Annotated in this window: 11 protein-coding genes; 1 reads left to right on the forward strand and 10 read right to left on the reverse strand. The window is 48.8% G+C overall.

The features are described 5' to 3' along the window. Nucleotides 1-18: 18 nt before the first annotated feature. The 4 genes from LACZS1_RS09795 to LACZS1_RS09810 form a co-directional block, all read right to left on the reverse strand. On the reverse strand, nt 19-1,266 hold the full coding sequence (locus LACZS1_RS09795) for a DNA cytosine methyltransferase (protein ID WP_070652207.1): 1,248 nt from the start codon (nt 1,264-1,266) through the stop codon (nt 19-21). A gap of 652 nt (nt 1,267-1,918) precedes the next feature. Further along, nucleotides 1,919-3,733, reverse strand: coding sequence for a DUF2075 domain-containing protein (locus LACZS1_RS09800; RefSeq protein WP_070652208.1), 1,815 nt, complete (start codon nt 3,731-3,733; stop codon nt 1,919-1,921). A 9-nt stretch (nt 3,734-3,742) separates the two neighbouring features. Further along, on the reverse strand, nt 3,743-4,054 hold the full coding sequence (locus tag LACZS1_RS09805) for a nucleotide pyrophosphohydrolase (protein WP_070652209.1): 312 nt from the start codon (nt 4,052-4,054) through the stop codon (nt 3,743-3,745). 127 nt (nt 4,055-4,181) lie between these two features. After that, a complete protein-coding gene (locus tag LACZS1_RS09810) occupies nt 4,182-4,988 on the reverse strand; it encodes a hypothetical protein (RefSeq protein ID WP_070652210.1) in 807 nt (268 codons plus the stop codon). Between the two features lie 263 nt (nt 4,989-5,251). Here LACZS1_RS09810 and LACZS1_RS09815 point away from each other — a divergent pair, with 263 nt between their 5' ends. After that, nucleotides 5,252-6,448, forward strand: a complete 1,197-nt coding sequence (locus tag LACZS1_RS09815) for an AbrB/MazE/SpoVT family DNA-binding domain-containing protein (RefSeq protein WP_070652211.1) — start codon at nt 5,252-5,254, stop codon at nt 6,446-6,448. A 229-nt stretch (nt 6,449-6,677) separates the two neighbouring features. On the opposite strand, the gene LACZS1_RS09820 is transcribed toward LACZS1_RS09815, so the two are convergent. The 6 genes from LACZS1_RS09820 to LACZS1_RS09845 form a co-directional block, all read right to left on the reverse strand. Beyond that, entirely contained in the window at nt 6,678-9,410 is a 2,733-nt protein-coding gene (locus LACZS1_RS09820) for a YhgE/Pip domain-containing protein (protein ID WP_070652212.1), read from the reverse strand. 211 nt (nt 9,411-9,621) lie between these two features. Beyond that, complete coding sequence (locus tag LACZS1_RS09825) at nt 9,622-11,586, reverse strand: PTS sucrose transporter subunit IIABC (protein WP_070652213.1); 1,965 nt, start codon at nt 11,584-11,586, stop codon at nt 9,622-9,624. A 1-nt stretch (nt 11,587) separates the two neighbouring features. Next, nucleotides 11,588-13,252, reverse strand: coding sequence for a glycoside hydrolase family 13 protein (locus LACZS1_RS09830; protein ID WP_070652214.1), 1,665 nt, complete (start codon nt 13,250-13,252; stop codon nt 11,588-11,590). 75 nt (nt 13,253-13,327) lie between these two features. Continuing rightward, nucleotides 13,328-14,329 (reverse strand): LacI family DNA-binding transcriptional regulator, encoded by a 1,002-nt coding sequence (locus tag LACZS1_RS09835; RefSeq protein ID WP_070652215.1) that lies wholly within the window; start codon nt 14,327-14,329, stop codon nt 13,328-13,330. Nucleotides 14,330-14,548: 219 nt separating this feature from the next. Beyond that, complete coding sequence (locus tag LACZS1_RS09840; protein ID WP_070652216.1) at nt 14,549-16,027, reverse strand: sucrose-6-phosphate hydrolase; 1,479 nt, start codon at nt 16,025-16,027, stop codon at nt 14,549-14,551. Nucleotides 16,028-16,490: 463 nt separating this feature from the next. After that, nucleotides 16,491-17,672, reverse strand: a complete 1,182-nt coding sequence (locus LACZS1_RS09845; protein WP_070652217.1) for an SAM-dependent methyltransferase — start codon at nt 17,670-17,672, stop codon at nt 16,491-16,493. Nucleotides 17,673-17,692 lie beyond the last annotated feature (20 nt).

Genomic DNA, 17,692 nt, shown 5'->3' on the forward strand with positions numbered 1-17,692 from the left:
GCCTGTATTGAGCTGACCTCATTGCTTGTTTAGTAGTATCGTTTGCGCCATTTTCTTAGCTAGATAAGGAGGAACGGCATTACCTATTTGCTTAAATGCTTGTGTTCGGGAGCCCATGAAGTAGAAATCATCTGGAAATGTCTGAATACGTGCCGCTTCTCTCACTGTAATCGAACGGTTTTGCTCCGCATCTGGATGGATATAGTAATGTCCATCTTTAGCGATGTGAGCTACAACTGTTTGTGAGACACCATCTGCCGGTAACGCCTTGAAACGATCTAAAAACACCTCTTTATTATGGTGAGTCTGTAGATCTTCGGGCAGGTCGTTGTAATGAAGAATTTCATGTTTTGCTCTCTTTTCCGCTGCAATCTTATAAATTTTTAGATCCAACTCCCGATTGGGCCGGGCAACGTTCTGAGTTAACTTACTTAAGGGAGTGCGAAGATTTTCCAAAACAAAAGTACACGGTTGAGCCTTGGAATATTGGTTGCAGGTCTCCCCGGCCTTCAGCTTTGGTAAATCCCTGAAGAATTCGCCAACAGTCCCGGGAATTTCTTTCAAATCTGCAAGTCGTTTAAAGAAAGAGAACTTTGGCAGATCATTTCGCTGTCCATAAAGAATAATGCGCTTTCGTTCTTGAGGGATGCCAAATTCGGAGCAATCAACTAGCTTCCAATCAATATGATACCCTAGCTCATCAGTGATTGACTCGAACTCTTGCTCCATCTTTGGAAACAGTCGCTTACCATCAAGATCATTGAAAGAAAGGAGTCCCCGCACATTCTCGAACAAGAAAAACTCCGGCTTGTAATGCTCCAGAAACTGAATATAGAAGCGATACAAATAAATTCGCTCGTCAGTTTCCTTTTTAGCCTCATTACGCTTTCTTCCCACTGTAGAGTATGCCTGACACGGTGGTCCGCCGATAATCCCATGTACTTGTCTGCCCGAAAGCTTCGAGTCGATCTTCGCCAAGATCCCGTCCATAGTATCCGTATCAATTGTTTCATTGATTGTTAGGGCTTTTTGGCTTAATCCACACTGCAGTTCCAATTCAGAAAGTGAAATTTTCCCATCCAGGAAATCGCGATACTGCTGAAGCATGTTACGCTTCTTCAGCTGATAATAGTCATCTCGTAATCTCAGTGTCTGACAGGCATCAGCACTCATTTCAACGTGCGCTAGGATATTATATTCAGGACGTCGAAAGCCTTCAGTAAGTCCCCCTGCGCCCGAAAACAAGTCTATGATGTTTTGTCTCATGTGTGCACCTCGTACAAATTATATCATCTAAAACCATACTCGGCTATGCCACAGACCATGTGTCGAAGTTCGGTTTTCTTGGAAAATTCACGCTTAAACAACGAATCGTCAATGATAAGTGCTTGATCACGCCGCTTGTCGGTAAATTTGACGGACATAGTTGATGAATCAAACCGAAACCAGCCGAGCCAGTCGTCATCAGTTAATCCACGAATCATTTAACCAGTTGCGGACAGTGTGCCTAGAGAAAATTGGATCAACTTCCGCCGGTATAGAGAAAAGCGCTGAAAAATAGTCAAAATCATAAATTGAAACAGGGCGGGAATTTTAATGCCTTTGTGTTTTTGGACATTGATTGGCGCAACACATTAAGAAAATGGATCAATTTGAAAAAAACACTGCGTTTTGAGATGAATATCATGGTTCGATTGTTGTATGGTTATTATGGACGTAAACATTCCTTCCGTATGTTGTTTTTTTGTCGACTCAACTATACAACACGGAGCAGCTTGCGTCTTTTTTATGCCAAAGAATCCCGATTTCTCGGGATTCTTGGCGGATATTCAACTTTCATTCTTTAACCGTATTCGTTTTACCATAATAACGTCGAGAAGTCTGTAGCAACAAGTATTCTATAATTATTCAGCTGCCACTAATTATTGTTATCTGTTTTATATTTTCTTCTGTCTTCCGCAACAAGCGGCAAATCTCTTGCCGAAGAATCAACATTTTGTGCTACCAACAAAGCCTTCCTCAACCCCGGATCAACCGCATAAATATAAAGCCCATGTACACCACGGGTCAGCAAAACATTAAGCTCATTTTCGATAAGCTCGTTTGCAACGCTTACTTTACTATTGTCCGAAAGTGTGCGTTTATTTGTGGCACCACTATCACAACTCTTTGAAGGGTCAAAGACGATTCTTCCTTGCCGAAACTTGACAGATGGTCCAATGATGACCCCTGCAAAATTCAGATCAAAGCCCTGAATTGTAAAGGTGGATCCTACCTCTTCGAGTGACTCGGTCTGTTCTGCCCATGGAATGTCCTTGTTTCCTCGATGTTTTGTTCTAGGAAGTTCAAGATTCCACGGAGCTCGCCAACTACCAATTTTCACATACCATTTTGGCTTGTCTTTTCCTTTTTGAGTATACGGCCAATCGAATGTGGCCAACAACCTCGAAAGACCGTTTTCATTATCGGACTTCTTATTTTTTATAGCAGCCTGAAGTTCTGCCGGAGAATTGAATATTCGTATCTCATATTGCCTGTCCTTTGGTATTGGTAATACCTTATGCGCATGAACAAGACTATCAACCCACGCGATTGTTCGGGGGCTCGCCTGCATACGCATTTGCTGCTTCAGGTTAATGATGTTTTCCCCTGCCAGCTTCTCTATCTTTTGTAGCTGCTGATCTTCCCAGTATCCGTTTGTGCGCAAAACCTGATGTTTGTCGAAAACGGCAATGACCACCCGAGCCCTCAGTAGTAGATCCATGAGTTGGTTTTTCCCTCGATACGATTGCTTGCCTTGTGTCCAAAGCAAATGCGCTTCATCCACTAAAATAACGTCAACTGGGGTGTCAGATGCCAAATGTTGATTAATAAATCTGGTCGGGCGCATGACACGTTCGTCTTTAGGTGATGATATACCTAATTTTGTCGCAATCTGCTGGTAAACTTTTAATTGCTCCTCGTGATTAACAAGTGTATACACCGATAGCTTATTAACTGGAGCATCCGTTTCCGTCCCATTTTGATCTAACTGCGTTGCCAATTCATAAAATAAACTACTTAGCAAAACGGTCTTACCGGAACCGGCCTCTCCTTCAACTAAGATGAGCTGGCCAACCTCCTTGGACCCCAGAGCTGATTTAACGTGATCAAAAATCTGTTCTTTTGCGGACAGCTGTTCATCCGTCAAAGCATGAAAAGGTGAAGCCTTGAACATTGCTGAATCTTCAACAACTTTTTGTACTGGAAATACAACTTTGTTGATGTGATGAAGCTTCTCCCACACATGAACAAAAATGTTGTTTTTCTCTCTTGCCGTATAATATTGGTTTTGTGGATTAGTACGCCGATTATTTAGTTGCTTGACAGCAGGTACTCCGGAAAGGTAAAGCATCAGTCTGTTTTCAATATCCATAGTCAGAGACTTGTTGAAATGCTGATGGCCAATCACAATCATCTGGGCATTCCGATCATTAGAAAACGATGCCCAGTCGGCTCGTTTCGCGGGGTCGTCAACAAGATGCTGAATCGTTCTCCTGTGGATATCTGATGTTTCTCCTACGTAAACCGTTACCTGATTTGCTGACTTTTTGTCTGTATGAATGACGTAAACCGTTGGATATTGTAACAGAAACTTATCAATAACAGGATCCTTGCCTTCAGCCTTTAATGTGGTTAAGCCATCACGACTGTAAGGCACTTGCCGTACTATTGGCTCATCAACCTTATCCATGCCTATTACCTACTTTTCTTCAAACTTCCAATGGCGTTGCTTGTTTTTAGCTAGTTTTTCTTCCACAATTTGGTTGGGATCAACATTTAGCTTCTCGCACATATAAAAGGCATAAGTGAGCACATCAGCAAGTTCGAATTTCAGGGCATTCTTATCTTCTTCAGAAAGATCGTTATCAGACTTTTTCCACAAAAAGATTTTCTCGACTTCGGAGGCTTCAATTCCTAATGCCCGTGATAAACCAATAAGCGTGTGGAATTCTTGCCAACCACGGTCATTGCGAAATTTAATTAAATCATCTATCACTTCTTGAGTCGTCATAGTACAGCCTCCGTAGATGTCTTTATTTTTACCATTATCTTTATTTAAACGCATAATCTTAATATAGGCTACTGAAAAACAGCAGTATGCTGCTTCAAAATAAAACTATTTTTGTCCCACTACCCCACTACCCCACAACCTGCCTAACCGCCACCCAAATCAACCCAGCAGCCATCAACCCCATGGAAACATTAACCACCCGCGACGCGATCCGCCGCTCGCGCTCGTCCATGTCTTCCAACATACCAAGAGTGTAGTCGTTATACGGCCCGGCGTCCCAGTAACCGACATAGTAGCTTAGAATGCCTTTTTCGCGGAAAGTTAATGGCTCGCTGTCTTCGTGTAGGAGCAGCTTGTCGTCGAATAGCGCGTATAGATCGTCGCTGAACATGGCGGCGCGGCGGTTGTGTTCGGCTTCTGCCTTGACGCGTTCCAGGAGTTCGTGGAATCTGTTCCATTCGCGTTGGTCGGCGTCGTCTTGTGGGGTCCATTCGTCTAACTTTTTCTGGAAGATGTGGAGGACGTCGTCGAAGTGGCGGCGTTGGTAGTTGTTGGCGAAGGTTAGGTAACGGTTGTCTTCGTTGAGGTGTTTGGTTTGCCAGGTTTGGAACAGGAAAAGGCCTAGCAGTCCGAGGGTTGTAATGGCGTTTAAGAGGTTGCTGAAGTTCCATTGTGCCATGAGGTGCTGGAGGCTGCTGATGACCCAGAAGGTGGCGATGAGCAGCGTGACGGCGATGGAGAGTAGCTGCTTTTGGCGGATTTGCGGATTTTTTTGCATTTCTTCGTAGATGGTTTGCCGGTATTTTAAGTACATGATGATATAGTCCAGTAGGTTCAGTGAGCGGACTTGCCGGTAAGTCTTGACGATCGCAAATAACAAAACGACCAAGCTGACGAGATTGATTACCTGGTTGATCGCATCAATTTGCGCCATAGCGTAACTCCTTTGCAAAAAGTATCGGGCACACGTTTTTCCAGCCAGAAACGTTGGCGACTGTGGCCTGCTGACTGGCCATTTTGCCACATGTGCCAACATAATTTGATTTTAAACGGAATTCCACTAAATTGCGAGGTTAACGAAAAGGTTCTGCTCAACTGCCGATAATGGGTAAGTTGCCTTTTCCCCTTTGCGCTGGATGTGCTACAGTTAAGTTCTGTATAGAAGTAACATCAAGCATCTTTGGGGAGCAGAAAAAATTGACCAAACAAGCACATCACATCGTCATCCCTGACGCCATTATGGAAGACTTGGATATTAAAGATGGCGAACAAGTCGAGGTGACGTTAAAAGATAAGGAAGCGGTGATTCGGCCGAAGCAGGCGGATACGGGGACGCAGACGATTTCGCTGCGGTTCTTTCTGATTCCATCGATTCTGTCAGGGATCATTTTTCTGGCGTATTTCTTCTACTTTAACATCTTGCAGGTGCCGATGACGGGCAAGAATTCGATTGCGCAGATGGTGATTGTCCTTGGCGAGCTGAGTGGCATGAGTACGTTTGCAGTGGCGTATATTCGCAATCACCGGCAGATTCATGGACGTGATCATCGCCGGCGCTATTGGCGGATTTTTCCGACGTTGCTGCTGTCATTTGCGATTATTCTTGCATTCGTGGCATCGGTGTTTTTCTGGGCGATTGGTTATATGTTTGAAGGCGTCAGTTTTGATATTTACACGGCGACCGGGCTGTTCTTCATTTTTATCAGTATTGTGAACTACCTGATGATTTATTCGGCGCTGTCGATTTCGACGTCGTTTATTACCACGCTATTTCTGTCAACGTTTGTCGGCGGTGTGGTGGGCGCGATTGTGACCAACAGTTCGCGTCAGTGGTGGCAGCACAATGTCAGCTTTTTAGGCACCAGCAAAGCCCTGAACGCGTGGCAGTTCAATCTGACCATCGCGGTGTCGGCCTTGCTGTGGATTGCCTTGGTGGACTATTTATTCGTGCCATTGATGGCGCATCGCAAAACCGACTGGCGGCTGATCACGCTCCGCATCTTACTGACCGTCGCAGCCATTGCCTTGCTGGGGGTCGGCCTGTTCCCAAATAATCGCGGCATCTTGCATGTCCTGCACACCCAAAGCGCGTGGTTCCTGAACTACTTCCTGATCGGCATGATCATCGCCGTGCGCTGGCTGCTGCCGGGCGTCTCGCGCGAATTTCTCAGCACCAGCTACACCATCGGCGGCATCATTATCTTAGCCGCCATCCTGTTCCAGTTCGTGCACTACCTATCGCTGACCGCGTTCGAGATGATCGCCTTCGCCCTAGCCATGTCATGGATCATGCTCTTGCTGCAAAACATCCACCGGCTTTATCAAAAAGATGAATCCACCTTCGTCGTGACGGTGACGAGTGGAAAAGAGAAATCACCTGAAAAATCGGCATAGAAATCACATCAAATGGTGAGCCTCAGCGCATAAACTGAAGTTCGCCATTTTATTTTGCTCCAATCGCTGACACCTTGAACTGCTGTACCCCATCGTTGGCGCATCCAAACATACCATGACCGGCGTCTATGTAAAAAACAACCTCACCAGCAAATCGCCAGTCAGGTTGCCTTTTGTCTGCCATCTGATAATCGGTTGTTATGAGGTAGTTATCCCAGGTGCTCCAACATCATTCAATAATTTTCGATCGTCGGGTAATGCTGTGCATTTTCTCAATCCACGGGTGAATGGGTTCCTTCAAGAAAAGTCCCACCAAGAAGAAGCTAATGCCGAATGCGGCCAGAACGGCGAGGTCAAGCCAGAGATTAGGCCAGTAGATACCACCGACCGTTTCCCGTAAGAGGTTAACGGCGTAGGTGAATGGCAGCCACGGGTTGATCATCTGGAAGAATTTGCCCGAAAGCACGACCGGGAAGTTCCCGCCGGCTCCGGAAATGGATAGGACCAGAATGATGATGCCGATGCCTTTCCCGATGTTGCCGAATAGCGAGATCAGCATGTAGAGAATCGAAACGAAGACCACGCTTAGCATCATGGAAAATAGCAGGTAAAGCGGCTTGTCGACGACGTAAGTGCCAATCAGGAAAAGATTGCCCAGTGCCGCAATGAGGCCTTGCAACATCCCCAGCCCGACAAACGTCAGCCAGCGCGCAACGTACATTTGTTTGACGGTGGCATCGCTGAGTGTTGCCGGCAACTGATATTCGGTGATCAAAATCGCGCCAAGTAATAACGCACCGACCCAAATACACAAGGCCAGATAGAACGGCGCACTTTGCGAACCATACGTCGGAATCGCGTAGAAGCTTTGTTGCTTGAGTTCGACCGGTTTAGCCAAGAACCCGGCCTCTTTTGTCGCATCCCGGCGCAAAAGCTTGATCAGCTGCGATAAGTCAACCGACTTTTCACCTTTTTTGATGGCGGCGGCGCCTTTTTGAATGGCATCTTTTAGGGTCGGCCAGTCGTTTTTGATGAAAGTATGCGCATCATCCAGCCCACTCTGCAGCTGCGGCATTTTTTCGTTTGCCAGCGCCAAGGTGTTGGTCAGATCCTTTTCAATGCCCGGCAGATCCTGGTTAATAAAGTCGGTCGCTTTCGTCAATTTGGCCTTAAGGCTAGGAAAATCGTTTTGGTACAAATCCGCAACGGTCGTCACGCCACTCGTGATCAGATTCATGTGCCCATTCAGTAAGGTGTTGGCATCGGTTAGTTCCTGCTTCAGCGCTGGTAATTGTTGTTGAGCCTTGACCAAAAAGCTGTGCGCCTGCGTGAGTAAATCCTTGGTGCCGCTGAGGAGCGATGGTAGTTCTGGCAGAATCTGATTGTTGATGGTGGCAAGCGTGGTGCTGGCGTCCTCAAGTGCGGCTTTAAAATCGCTTAACACTTGTTTGACACTGGTGCCGATATCAAGTGCCTTTAGTGCATCAGCAGCGGCAGCAAACTGATCAGCCGTTTTGGCTAGTGCTCCCAAGCGTGCCTGGATCTCACTGGTACTCAAATTAGGCACGTCCTTGGCCAGCGCTTCGGCACCATCCTTCACTGCGGTTGCCATTGCCGCAACTTCTTTCAGCTGGGCAATGGCGCCGGCCAAGATCTGGTTGTCTTTACCGGTAAGTTTGTTAAGGCTGGCCTGCACCCGTTCAAGCATTTCGGCCAAACTGGTGGCATTGTCTGCCACCTTGCCTTGCCGCTTCGCCAAAGCCGTCAGCCGTTCGGCCATGGCCTGTTTAACGGCGGCCGTATCCTGACTATTGTCAAGCTGCTGAAGCTGATTCTGTAAGGTTGTTAAATCCGCACTCAGGCTGGTATTGGCCGCCGCAATCAGCGTTAGCCCGGCATCAGTGGCATTTTGCACGACATCCAGAGCGGTACTGATTTTCGGCAGTACCTCATCCTTGGTAGTCCCCACGGCTGCCTGCGCCTTTTGACCAAAATCCGTCAGTGCTGGTAAGGTGCCATCGACCTGATTAATCACCGTGATGCCTTGATCAGTCACCTTGACCGCTTGACTGACGCCGCTTTCCAGTTGATCAAAATTGGTGACCACCGTGTTCAGCTGGGCGCCGGCTTGCTGAACTTCCGGCAACTTGCCCTTCACATCAGTTGCCAGCTCCCCGGAATCTTGCACCAGCGGCAGATAGCCATTCGCGGCGGTTAGCTTCTGCGCCATTTGATTGACTTCTGGGAGATACTCGGCGATTTCATTTGCCGTTTGTAACTTTGCTCGGATTGCCGGCATTTTTCCTTGCAAGTCATCCACTTCAGTTAGGTACTTTTCAATAGTTGGCAACTGATCATTGGTATTCGTGACCAGACTGGCGAACCGGCGAATCATTGGCAGATTTTGATCCAGCTTGATGCCGGCTTTATTAAACGTTTTGACTAGCGTTTTGGCGACGGTTGCGACGAATTCATCCGAAATGGTGTTTTGCAGCGTGCTCGCGCCGGTGCTGGTAATTTTCGGAGCAATCGCATTGATTTTCTCGTTTACATAATAATCTAGCTTAGGCTTATGGATCTTCCCGTCAACAAAGCTCAGCAGATCAGTGGAAAAATGCTTCGGCACCACGACGCCAGCGTAATATTTGCCGCTTTTGACGCCTTCTTGGACGGCCTTTTTAGAATCAACAAACCGCCAGCCAAGCTGTTTGTTGTGCTTCAACTGATCCATCAACTCATCGCCGACCGCAATTTTCTGGTCGCGAAAAGTCGCTGGCTGATCGGCCGAGTATACCGCAACCGTCAGATCCTGGGTATTGCTGTAAGGATCCCACAGTGCCCAAACGTTAAACCAGCAATAAAGGCTGGGAATAATGACCAGTGCCGCGATCAGCAGAAAAGCGAACGGACTTTTCACAATCCGTTTCCAGTCCAAAGCAACTAGTTTACCAATGTTACGCATAACTTCCTCCGAATGTCAGATTGAAATATTGGTCGATTATATCACAGGTGTTTGCTTACGCCATTGGACAAAATGCGGGATGTGTTGGGTTTTGCAAGGACAGCGCTTGACGTTTCAGAATATCAAAAACATCATAAAAAGCCTTAACCTTACCTTATCAGGCATCAAAACACCCAAGGTAGCATTAAGGCTTATTTCAATGCAATTTTTCTTACAACGACGCCGGCGAAACCGATTCGACCTTCACATCTTCCCGTTGAACCGCAAGGAGATCCGCACCAGCTTGAACAGTTGTGTCCGCAACCGGCTCGATACGCGCGTAGGATTTGCTATTCGTGATCAGCACGATCGTAGTCGGATCAAGTCCGGCCTTTTTGATCGCCGCCCGGTCAAAGGTGCCGAGTAAGTCGCCTTTGTTGACATGCTGGCCGGCTTTGACCGCTACCGTGAACGGTGCGCCTTTCAAGTTGACGGTGTCGATGCCCAGATGGACCAGAATTTCCATGCCGTCATCGGTCGTCATGCCATACGCGTGACCAGTGTCGGCAACCACCGACAATGTGCCGGTTTGCGGCGCATAGACCTTATTGACGCCTTTTTCTGCCGGTTGGATCGCCAGTCCGTCGCCCATCATGCCGGAAGCGAAAACCGGATCGCTGACCTTGGTCAAAGCCATGGTTTCACCGCTGACCGGTGCGTAGACTTTGTCGTCGCTGACGGTGGAGGAAATCAAGGCATTGGCCGTCTCGACGTTTTCGTCAGGCTTCAGAACTTCTTTAGGGATTGCGAATGCGTTGGTGGCAACGAATGCGACCACCACCGTCCCTAGCGATACCACCGTGTACCATAACAATGCATGGCCGTTATAGATGTACATCAGGTAAGACGGCACCACTGCGAGTCCATATGAGTTGGCAGCGACATTGAGCATGCTGAGAATCGCCGCCCCAAGCCCGGACGTCAGCACCGTAACGATCAGTGGCCGGAAGTTGTAACGAATCAAGACCCCGAACAACGTCGGTTCCGAAACACCGAATAGTTGCGAAGTGAACGCGCCCATTGACGTGGCTTTTGCCTTATTGGAACGGGCCCGCAGAAAAATGGCGAGCGCCACGCCTAAGTTTGCAAATCCATACATAGCTTCCAACGTGATCAACGGGTTCAGGCCAGTTGAAGCCAGCAATGACGTCTCGATGGCAATCATGGTCTGATGAATCCCGATCAAGACCATCAACGGATATGCCGCCCCGATCAGAAAGCCGCCAATCCCAAATGGCAAGTGGATCACCGCTTCAACGCCGACCAACATCCCGCTTTCAATCGCATGAACAATGGGGCCGACACCCAGGATCATAATGGCGAACGTGACCAGCATGGTGAGAAACGGCGTCAGGATCTGTTCCAACACATTCGGCATATGCCGCCGGAAAAAGAGTTCCAATTTTGCCCCGATAAAGCCAGCCACTAGTGCGGTTAACACCGATCCCTGACTACCTTCAACCGGCAACCAGCCAAACAACATAATCGCCTTGGCACTGCCATCTGCCACCGAATAGGCATTCGGTAAAATCGGCGACACCAGCATCAAGCCGATGACGATCCCGATAATTGGCGTCCCTTTAAAATACCGGAACGTTGACCAGACGATCAGCGCGGGTAGGAACGCGAAAACCGTGTCGGTCAAAACGGAAATTACCGAGGTTAAGCTTGTCGGAATATCACTGGGAACCGCACCGAAAAGTTTCAAGACCTGAGCGTTCGTGGCGGCACTTTTCAACCCTAAGAACAGACCCGTTGCAGCAATAACCGGAATAATCGGAATGAAAATACCAGACAGCATCGCCATCAAGCGTTGCACGAGCGTTTTGTGCTCGCCGGTCGCCGCCGCAGTCGTATCGGCATCATCCTTGCCATAAATGGCATTTACCGTGCCCAGCTTGGCAATCGCCGCATACACATCGTTGACAACGCCGGTGCCGATAATGACCTGATACTGACCGGAACCATAAAACACCCCTTTGACTTCCGGCAGTTTTTCCAGTGCCTTGTCGTCAATTGCCTTGCGATCCTTGACCACAAAGCGCAGCCGGGTTTGGCAGTGGGTTACGGAATCAATGTTGTTCTCCCCGACCAGCTTCAAAATTGCTTTTGCTTCTTGTTCATAATTTTTTGCCATCTTAATTCACCTCAATGAGAATCGCTTGGTAAGGTTGCAACGTTGGTGCGGCATCCGGATAGTTATTGAGCCAGATCCGCCCGGTCGGTAATGCGACCGTTGCTGGTTGTGCGCTTAAATTGACGAAAATCTGCACATGCTGCCCGCGGGCATAGGCGATAACATGATCGTCTGCGACCTTGATCGGAGCATAGTCGCCTTCGATCAAATCACTGCGCAATGGCGAATTGTTGCGCAACCGGCAAAGCTTTTGATAAAAGTGCCAGACCGAGTTCGGATCCGCATGCTCATCCTGCCAGTTCACACCAGGGGCCTGCTGGGCGATTGGCAACCACGGCTGATGGGTGCTGAAGCCGCCATTGACCTGATCGTTCCAGGGATACGGCGTGCGCGCATTGTCGCGCGACCGCCGATTGACACACGCCAGCGCCTCCGCTGGGGAATAGCCTTCCGCAAGCGCCCGCTGATAGTTATCATACGTCGGCAGATCGTCAAACTGGTCGATCCTGGTTCGCGTTGCATTGACCATCCCTAACTCCTGCCCTTGATAAATGAACGGACATCCCCGTAAGCAGAAGTACAACAACGCCAACGCTTTGGCTCCGATAGCATTGCGATAGGCCGGATCCTTAATATACTTGCTCAAACTCCGCGGCTGGTCATGATTTTCCAAAAAGTTCGCGCCCCAGCCAACCTTTTGAATCGCCAGCTGGCTTTTGGCAATCGCGTCACCTAATATTTTGGGTGTCCAGTCCGTTTGTTTGAACCATTCGGAACCGGAAGCCACATCAATATCGGCATAATGAAAATCAAAAATCATGGAAAAGTAGCCGTTGGGACCGATGAAGTCAGCTAGCTGATCGTAACTTACCCCAGAAGCCTCGCCAATTGTGACGGCGTTGGCTGGACGAAAAGTCGCATCATTTAGCTCTTTAAGAAAACGACCCAGACCCGGACGATTTTCGGCCTTACGCTTGATCTTGCCAAGGCCATCACTGCCATCAGGGGTCAACGCCGCAAAGTCCTGATCCTTTTTAATAAACGTGATGGCATCAATGCGGAAGCCAGCCAAGCCTTTTGCCAGCCACCAATTGATCATTTGGTAAATGGCTTGCCGCATTTTCGGATTTTCCCAATTGAGATCCGGTTGTTGAGGAGAAAAAACATGCAGGTAGTATGTGTTCGGTTCACCCGGCACCGCGGTCCAGGCCGAGCCGGCGCCGAAGTTCGAGCGCCAGTTATTCGGCGGCTGGCCGTCGTGACCCTGACGAAAAATATAAAACTGCCGATACGGCGAGTTTGGATCTTTTAACGCCGCCTGAAACCACGGGTGCTGATCCGATGTGTGATTCACCACCAAATCCATCACGACTTTAATGCCGAGCGCCTTGGCCGTTGCCATGAGCCGGTCAAAATCAACCATGGTGCCAAATTGCGGATTAATCGCTTGATAATCCGAAATATCATAGCCGTTGTCCACCATCGGACTTTTGTAAATCGGCGACAGCCAAATCGCCGTCACCCCCAATTCCTTAAGTTTTGGCAATTCCTCAATGATGCCAGGCAAGTCACCAATGCCATCGTCGTTACTGTCCTTGAATGACGCCGGATAAATTTGATAAAAGATTTCCTGTTGCCACCATGTGCGGCTGGTTGGATTGACCATGTTTGAATCCCCCTGCTAAATGACGCTTTGATATTTAAAATGTGGTATCGATTCCATATTGGCTAAAAATAAAACTCAGGCGCTTTGCCTGATTTTTAATGATAACGCTAATGTTGCCGGATCCTTTTGGTGGTCGCCGCGGCCAAGTCCGCGCAACAACATATCCGTGGCAACCTGGGCCATCTCGGTCACCGGTTGATGAACGGTGGTCAGCGGCACGCGGGCGAACGGCGCAAATGGCTGATCATCATACCCCATCACCGCGATGTCATCCGGTACCTTCAGATCCGCCGCCAGCAAACTATCCAGCACGCCAACCGCCACTTCATCCGAGTTGGTAAAAATGGCGTCAGGCCGCTTGACTGGTTCTAATGCGGCCAATTGTTTGCCAATCCCCTGGCCGTCCGCGGCTGTGTGCGCGTGATCAAAAAGTAATGTCGGATCAACTGCCAGTTTATGTGCCGCCATAAAGTCAAAGAACGCTTGAGTACGGGTCTTCCCGTGCCGCGCGCTTTGAATGGCACCGCCTGTCACGTAGGCAAATCGGCGGTGCCCTTTTTCATACAGGTAATCAAGTGCATCCCGCGTTGCCTGATAATGCGGCAGCACCAAGGAAGTCGCATGTGAAATCTTCACATCGGCATTCACCACCACAACGCGGCCGGGAAAAGCTTTGGCAACGGCCGCAACCCGCTCCGGTGCTTCAACCGAGGCCAAAATAATGCCATCCAATTTTCGACTTTTCAATTGATCCAAAAACCGCTCCTCGGCATCCGGATCATCATAAGTCTGCGAAATCATCACTTGATACCCTTGCTCATGCAGCGTGCGCTCAATTGCATCAAACAACCCAGCGAAAAACGGATTCGTCACCCGCGAGACCAAAACCCCGATATTGCCAGTTGCTTGGGCCCGCAATGAGGTCGCTGCAGCACTCGGTGTATAGCCTAGCGTTTGAATCGCCGCTTCAATCCGCGCCTTCTTGTCCGCGGAAATATACGGATGATGATTTAAATATCGCGACACGGTTGTCACGCCGACCCCCGCTGCTGTCGCAATTTCCCGAATCGTCACCATGGACTTGCTCTCCTTTTTATGGAATCGATTTCATAAAACGAGTATACAGCGCTTTCAGAGAATGTCAAGTTGTTATCCGGGAATTTTCCGCGCACTTTGCGCAGGACTGTCCTCACTAAACACCACGCCGAGGCAAACAAAAACTCCAGCCACATGACCAATTAAAGCCACATAACTGGAGCAAGGACATGACTTCTTTTAATCAAGCATTCGCCGGCCTCACAACCCGCCGTTATCCTTCCGCAAATTCCATGCCTGCACCGCGCTGACCGCAGCTGCCGGGGTGACGCGCACGGCACTGGGACAGGTATCGCCAAAGAACCGGCCGGAAACCACGCGATAGCCATCGTCAATGAAAAGCTCGAAAACGGACACGTCAATGAACAACCGAATCGTCACGGTCTTACCTGCTGGAAAACCAAATTGCCGCAGACTACCACCATTGTTGCGGTTCTCCCGCTGCACCATGCCTTGCCCGCTATCGGAATCAAGGTTAATCAGTAACTGATCATGATCGCCGTCAGGAATATGCAGCGTCGTCTTCTGCCCGGCCGCCAGCGTCATCGTGAGTTCGAAGGCACCGGTTAAGTCTGCCACTGACCAGTTATCATCAGCTTTCGTCACAGTTGGCAAGCTATCATCCGCAGTCTCACGCAATGTCTCGACGTTTGGATGCGGCACCAGACAAACATGCCCATCGCGGAGATCCAGCTTCCGCACGTAACTCAAAACGCCTTCCCAGCCATCGTCATCAGTTGGATAACTCGTGTCCGGCAAGCCTAACCACGAAATCGCAAGCGTGCCGTCCTTTTCGGTATTGGCCAGCCGAGTCGCGTAAAAATCAAAGCCTTTATCAATGTTCTGCAAGTGCTGATGCGTCAAGGCACCGGTTTCGGGATCAAAACTATCGGCCACAAGCGCAATGTTAGGGAAAGCATTTTCATATTCGAAAAAATCCTGATCCAACCCTTGCGGACAATAAACCAACACAACCTTACCGTTAATGAAGGCGATGTTAGGGCACTCAACCATGTAACCGCAAAACTCGTCCGGGATCCCGAGCGGCGCCACGAAACGCCAAGTCTTGTCCGGTTGTTTTTCATATAACAAAATGGCGCCGGTGTGGTCAGCACGCTGGCCGCCCACTAGGACATAGGTTTTGTCTTGATATTTGAAAAGAAACGGATCGCGAAACTCTTGGGTATACCCAGCTGGTGGCGCGGCGATCAACGGCTTAGGATCCTTAAACAGCCGACTATCCGCACCCAACACTGCACCCAGTTGCGTCGCATGCCGATGCCACTGTTCGTCACGGACATTGCCAGTGTACATGATCCGTAGCGTGCCATGCGTCACCAGCGCAGAGCCAGTATAAGCCCCTTGCGCATCATGCTCGTCCTCCGGCAAAAGATCTCCCGGCACCCGCCGCCAGTTAAATAAATCTTTTGAGACGACATGCGCCCACGACTTCAGGCCATGCACCGGACCAAATGGAAACTGCTGATAATAAAGATGCCATTTGCCGTTGAAAAAGTTCAGACTACACGGATCATTGATCAAGCCGGTGTCTGGTTGAACATGGGTTTTGGTCCGCCACTTACTTGCGGCGACTTGAGCTTTCAAGCTAGCCACGTATTCCGGTGTCCAAGCTGAATACGGCTGATAACGCTTTGCCATATGCTCAATTGAATCGGTCATGTACTTACCACCTTGTGTTTGAAAGAATACCCTTATCTTATCTGAGTTAATGGCAATGTCAATGAAAGCGTGAACAAAATAACTTTAGTTTTTCTTTCATGCTTGATGCGCTGGGATTTAGCGGCAAAAATGTGACGGCTTGGAACATCATGCCTAACCCTTTAAGAGTTCATTCGTAATATAACTCAATAATTCGCGCTCACCAAACAAAAACCCCGCAGCTGCTTGCTACGGGATTCGGGCTTGGCCGACCGGATGGAGGCCGATCGGCGACTTCACTTTGGAGGAGTAGAAATGAAAAAGTTGGTTGGGGTTTAGGAATGAGTGGGTGGCTCACTTCTATGCTGTTAATACTACCGACCATGTTTGAACATTTTGTGACGCTAAGTTGTTCTTTGTGTTAAGCATCTTACAAGCTTTCAGATCACCCATATCTGACCAAAAAGTCGTCACAACTGACTCACTAGTTGTACATATAGTCACGGGTCGCCGGCAAGTCCTTGCCTGACGGGCCTTTACTAATCAAATACTGCATGACGTCGATATTGCCGGCCTCAAAACTGGCAGCTGCGGCCTGCAGGTAGACATCCCACATCCGGGTGAACTCATAACCGAATTTTTGCTGAATCGGATTCCGGTGATTGTTGAAATTCGTATCCCAGAGTTCGAGCGTGTGCTGATAATGACGCCGTAACGGTTCCAGATCATCCAGCTGCATCCCCGCATCGATAATATGACCCAGATTTTCCGTCATGCCCGGAATATAGCCATCGGGGAAAATGTACTTATCAATCCAGGCATTTGATGCTCCGCCTTGTTGCCGAGTAATACCATGGATCAAGGCAACACCATCATTTTTAAGTAGTTTAGCAACATCTTTGAAGTAGCCTTCAAGGTTTTCCTTGCCGACGTGTTCAAACATGCCGACAGACGTAATGTAATCAAACGGCTCGCGATCGAGTTCGCGATAATCCATATACAGCACTTCAGCTACATCCGTCAGATGCTCGGCTTCAATGCGATCGGAAACCAGCTTGAATTGTTCCTTGCTCAGGGTAATGCCGACAACATGCAGGTGGTAAATCTTAGCCGCCCGCAACATCAACGTTCCCCAGCCACAGCCGATATCCAGCAAGGTACGCCCGGGCTGCGGATTCAGTTTACGCAGAATATGATCGATTTTATTCAGCTGAGCGGTTTCCAGATCGTCATCCCAGTTTTCAAAATAGGCGCAGGAATACGTCAGCGTCGGATCCAGCCATAATTTATAAAAGTCATTGCCGAGATCGTAATGCGAATGAATATCTTCCTTCGACTTACGCTCGGTATGGCTTTGTTTTGGCAAAAAGTGTCTGAGTTTGCTGCTGCGCATAAAACTGCCGGCATTGGCATAAGCCGACGCAATCAGGCGTTGCAGCGGGCGGTTGCTACCCAACACCTCAATGTCACCACGCATATAGCCTTCACCTAATGCCAGCGAAGCATTTTTGATCAGCTGACGTACGGGAATAGCTTTTTTCATTTTGATTGTGATCGTTGGTTCGCCGGTGCCAAAGGTCTCTTCGGTATGGTCCCAATATTCAACCCGGACCGGAATATTAAAAGATTGACTGAACATGGTATGGTAGAACTTTTTTTCGAGCATGATGGCCTCCGTTTCGAAAA

It is taken from the genome of Lacticaseibacillus zeae subsp. silagei (assembly GCF_030770335.1).
GTDB classification, from domain to species: domain Bacteria; phylum Bacillota; class Bacilli; order Lactobacillales; family Lactobacillaceae; genus Lacticaseibacillus; species Lacticaseibacillus zeae.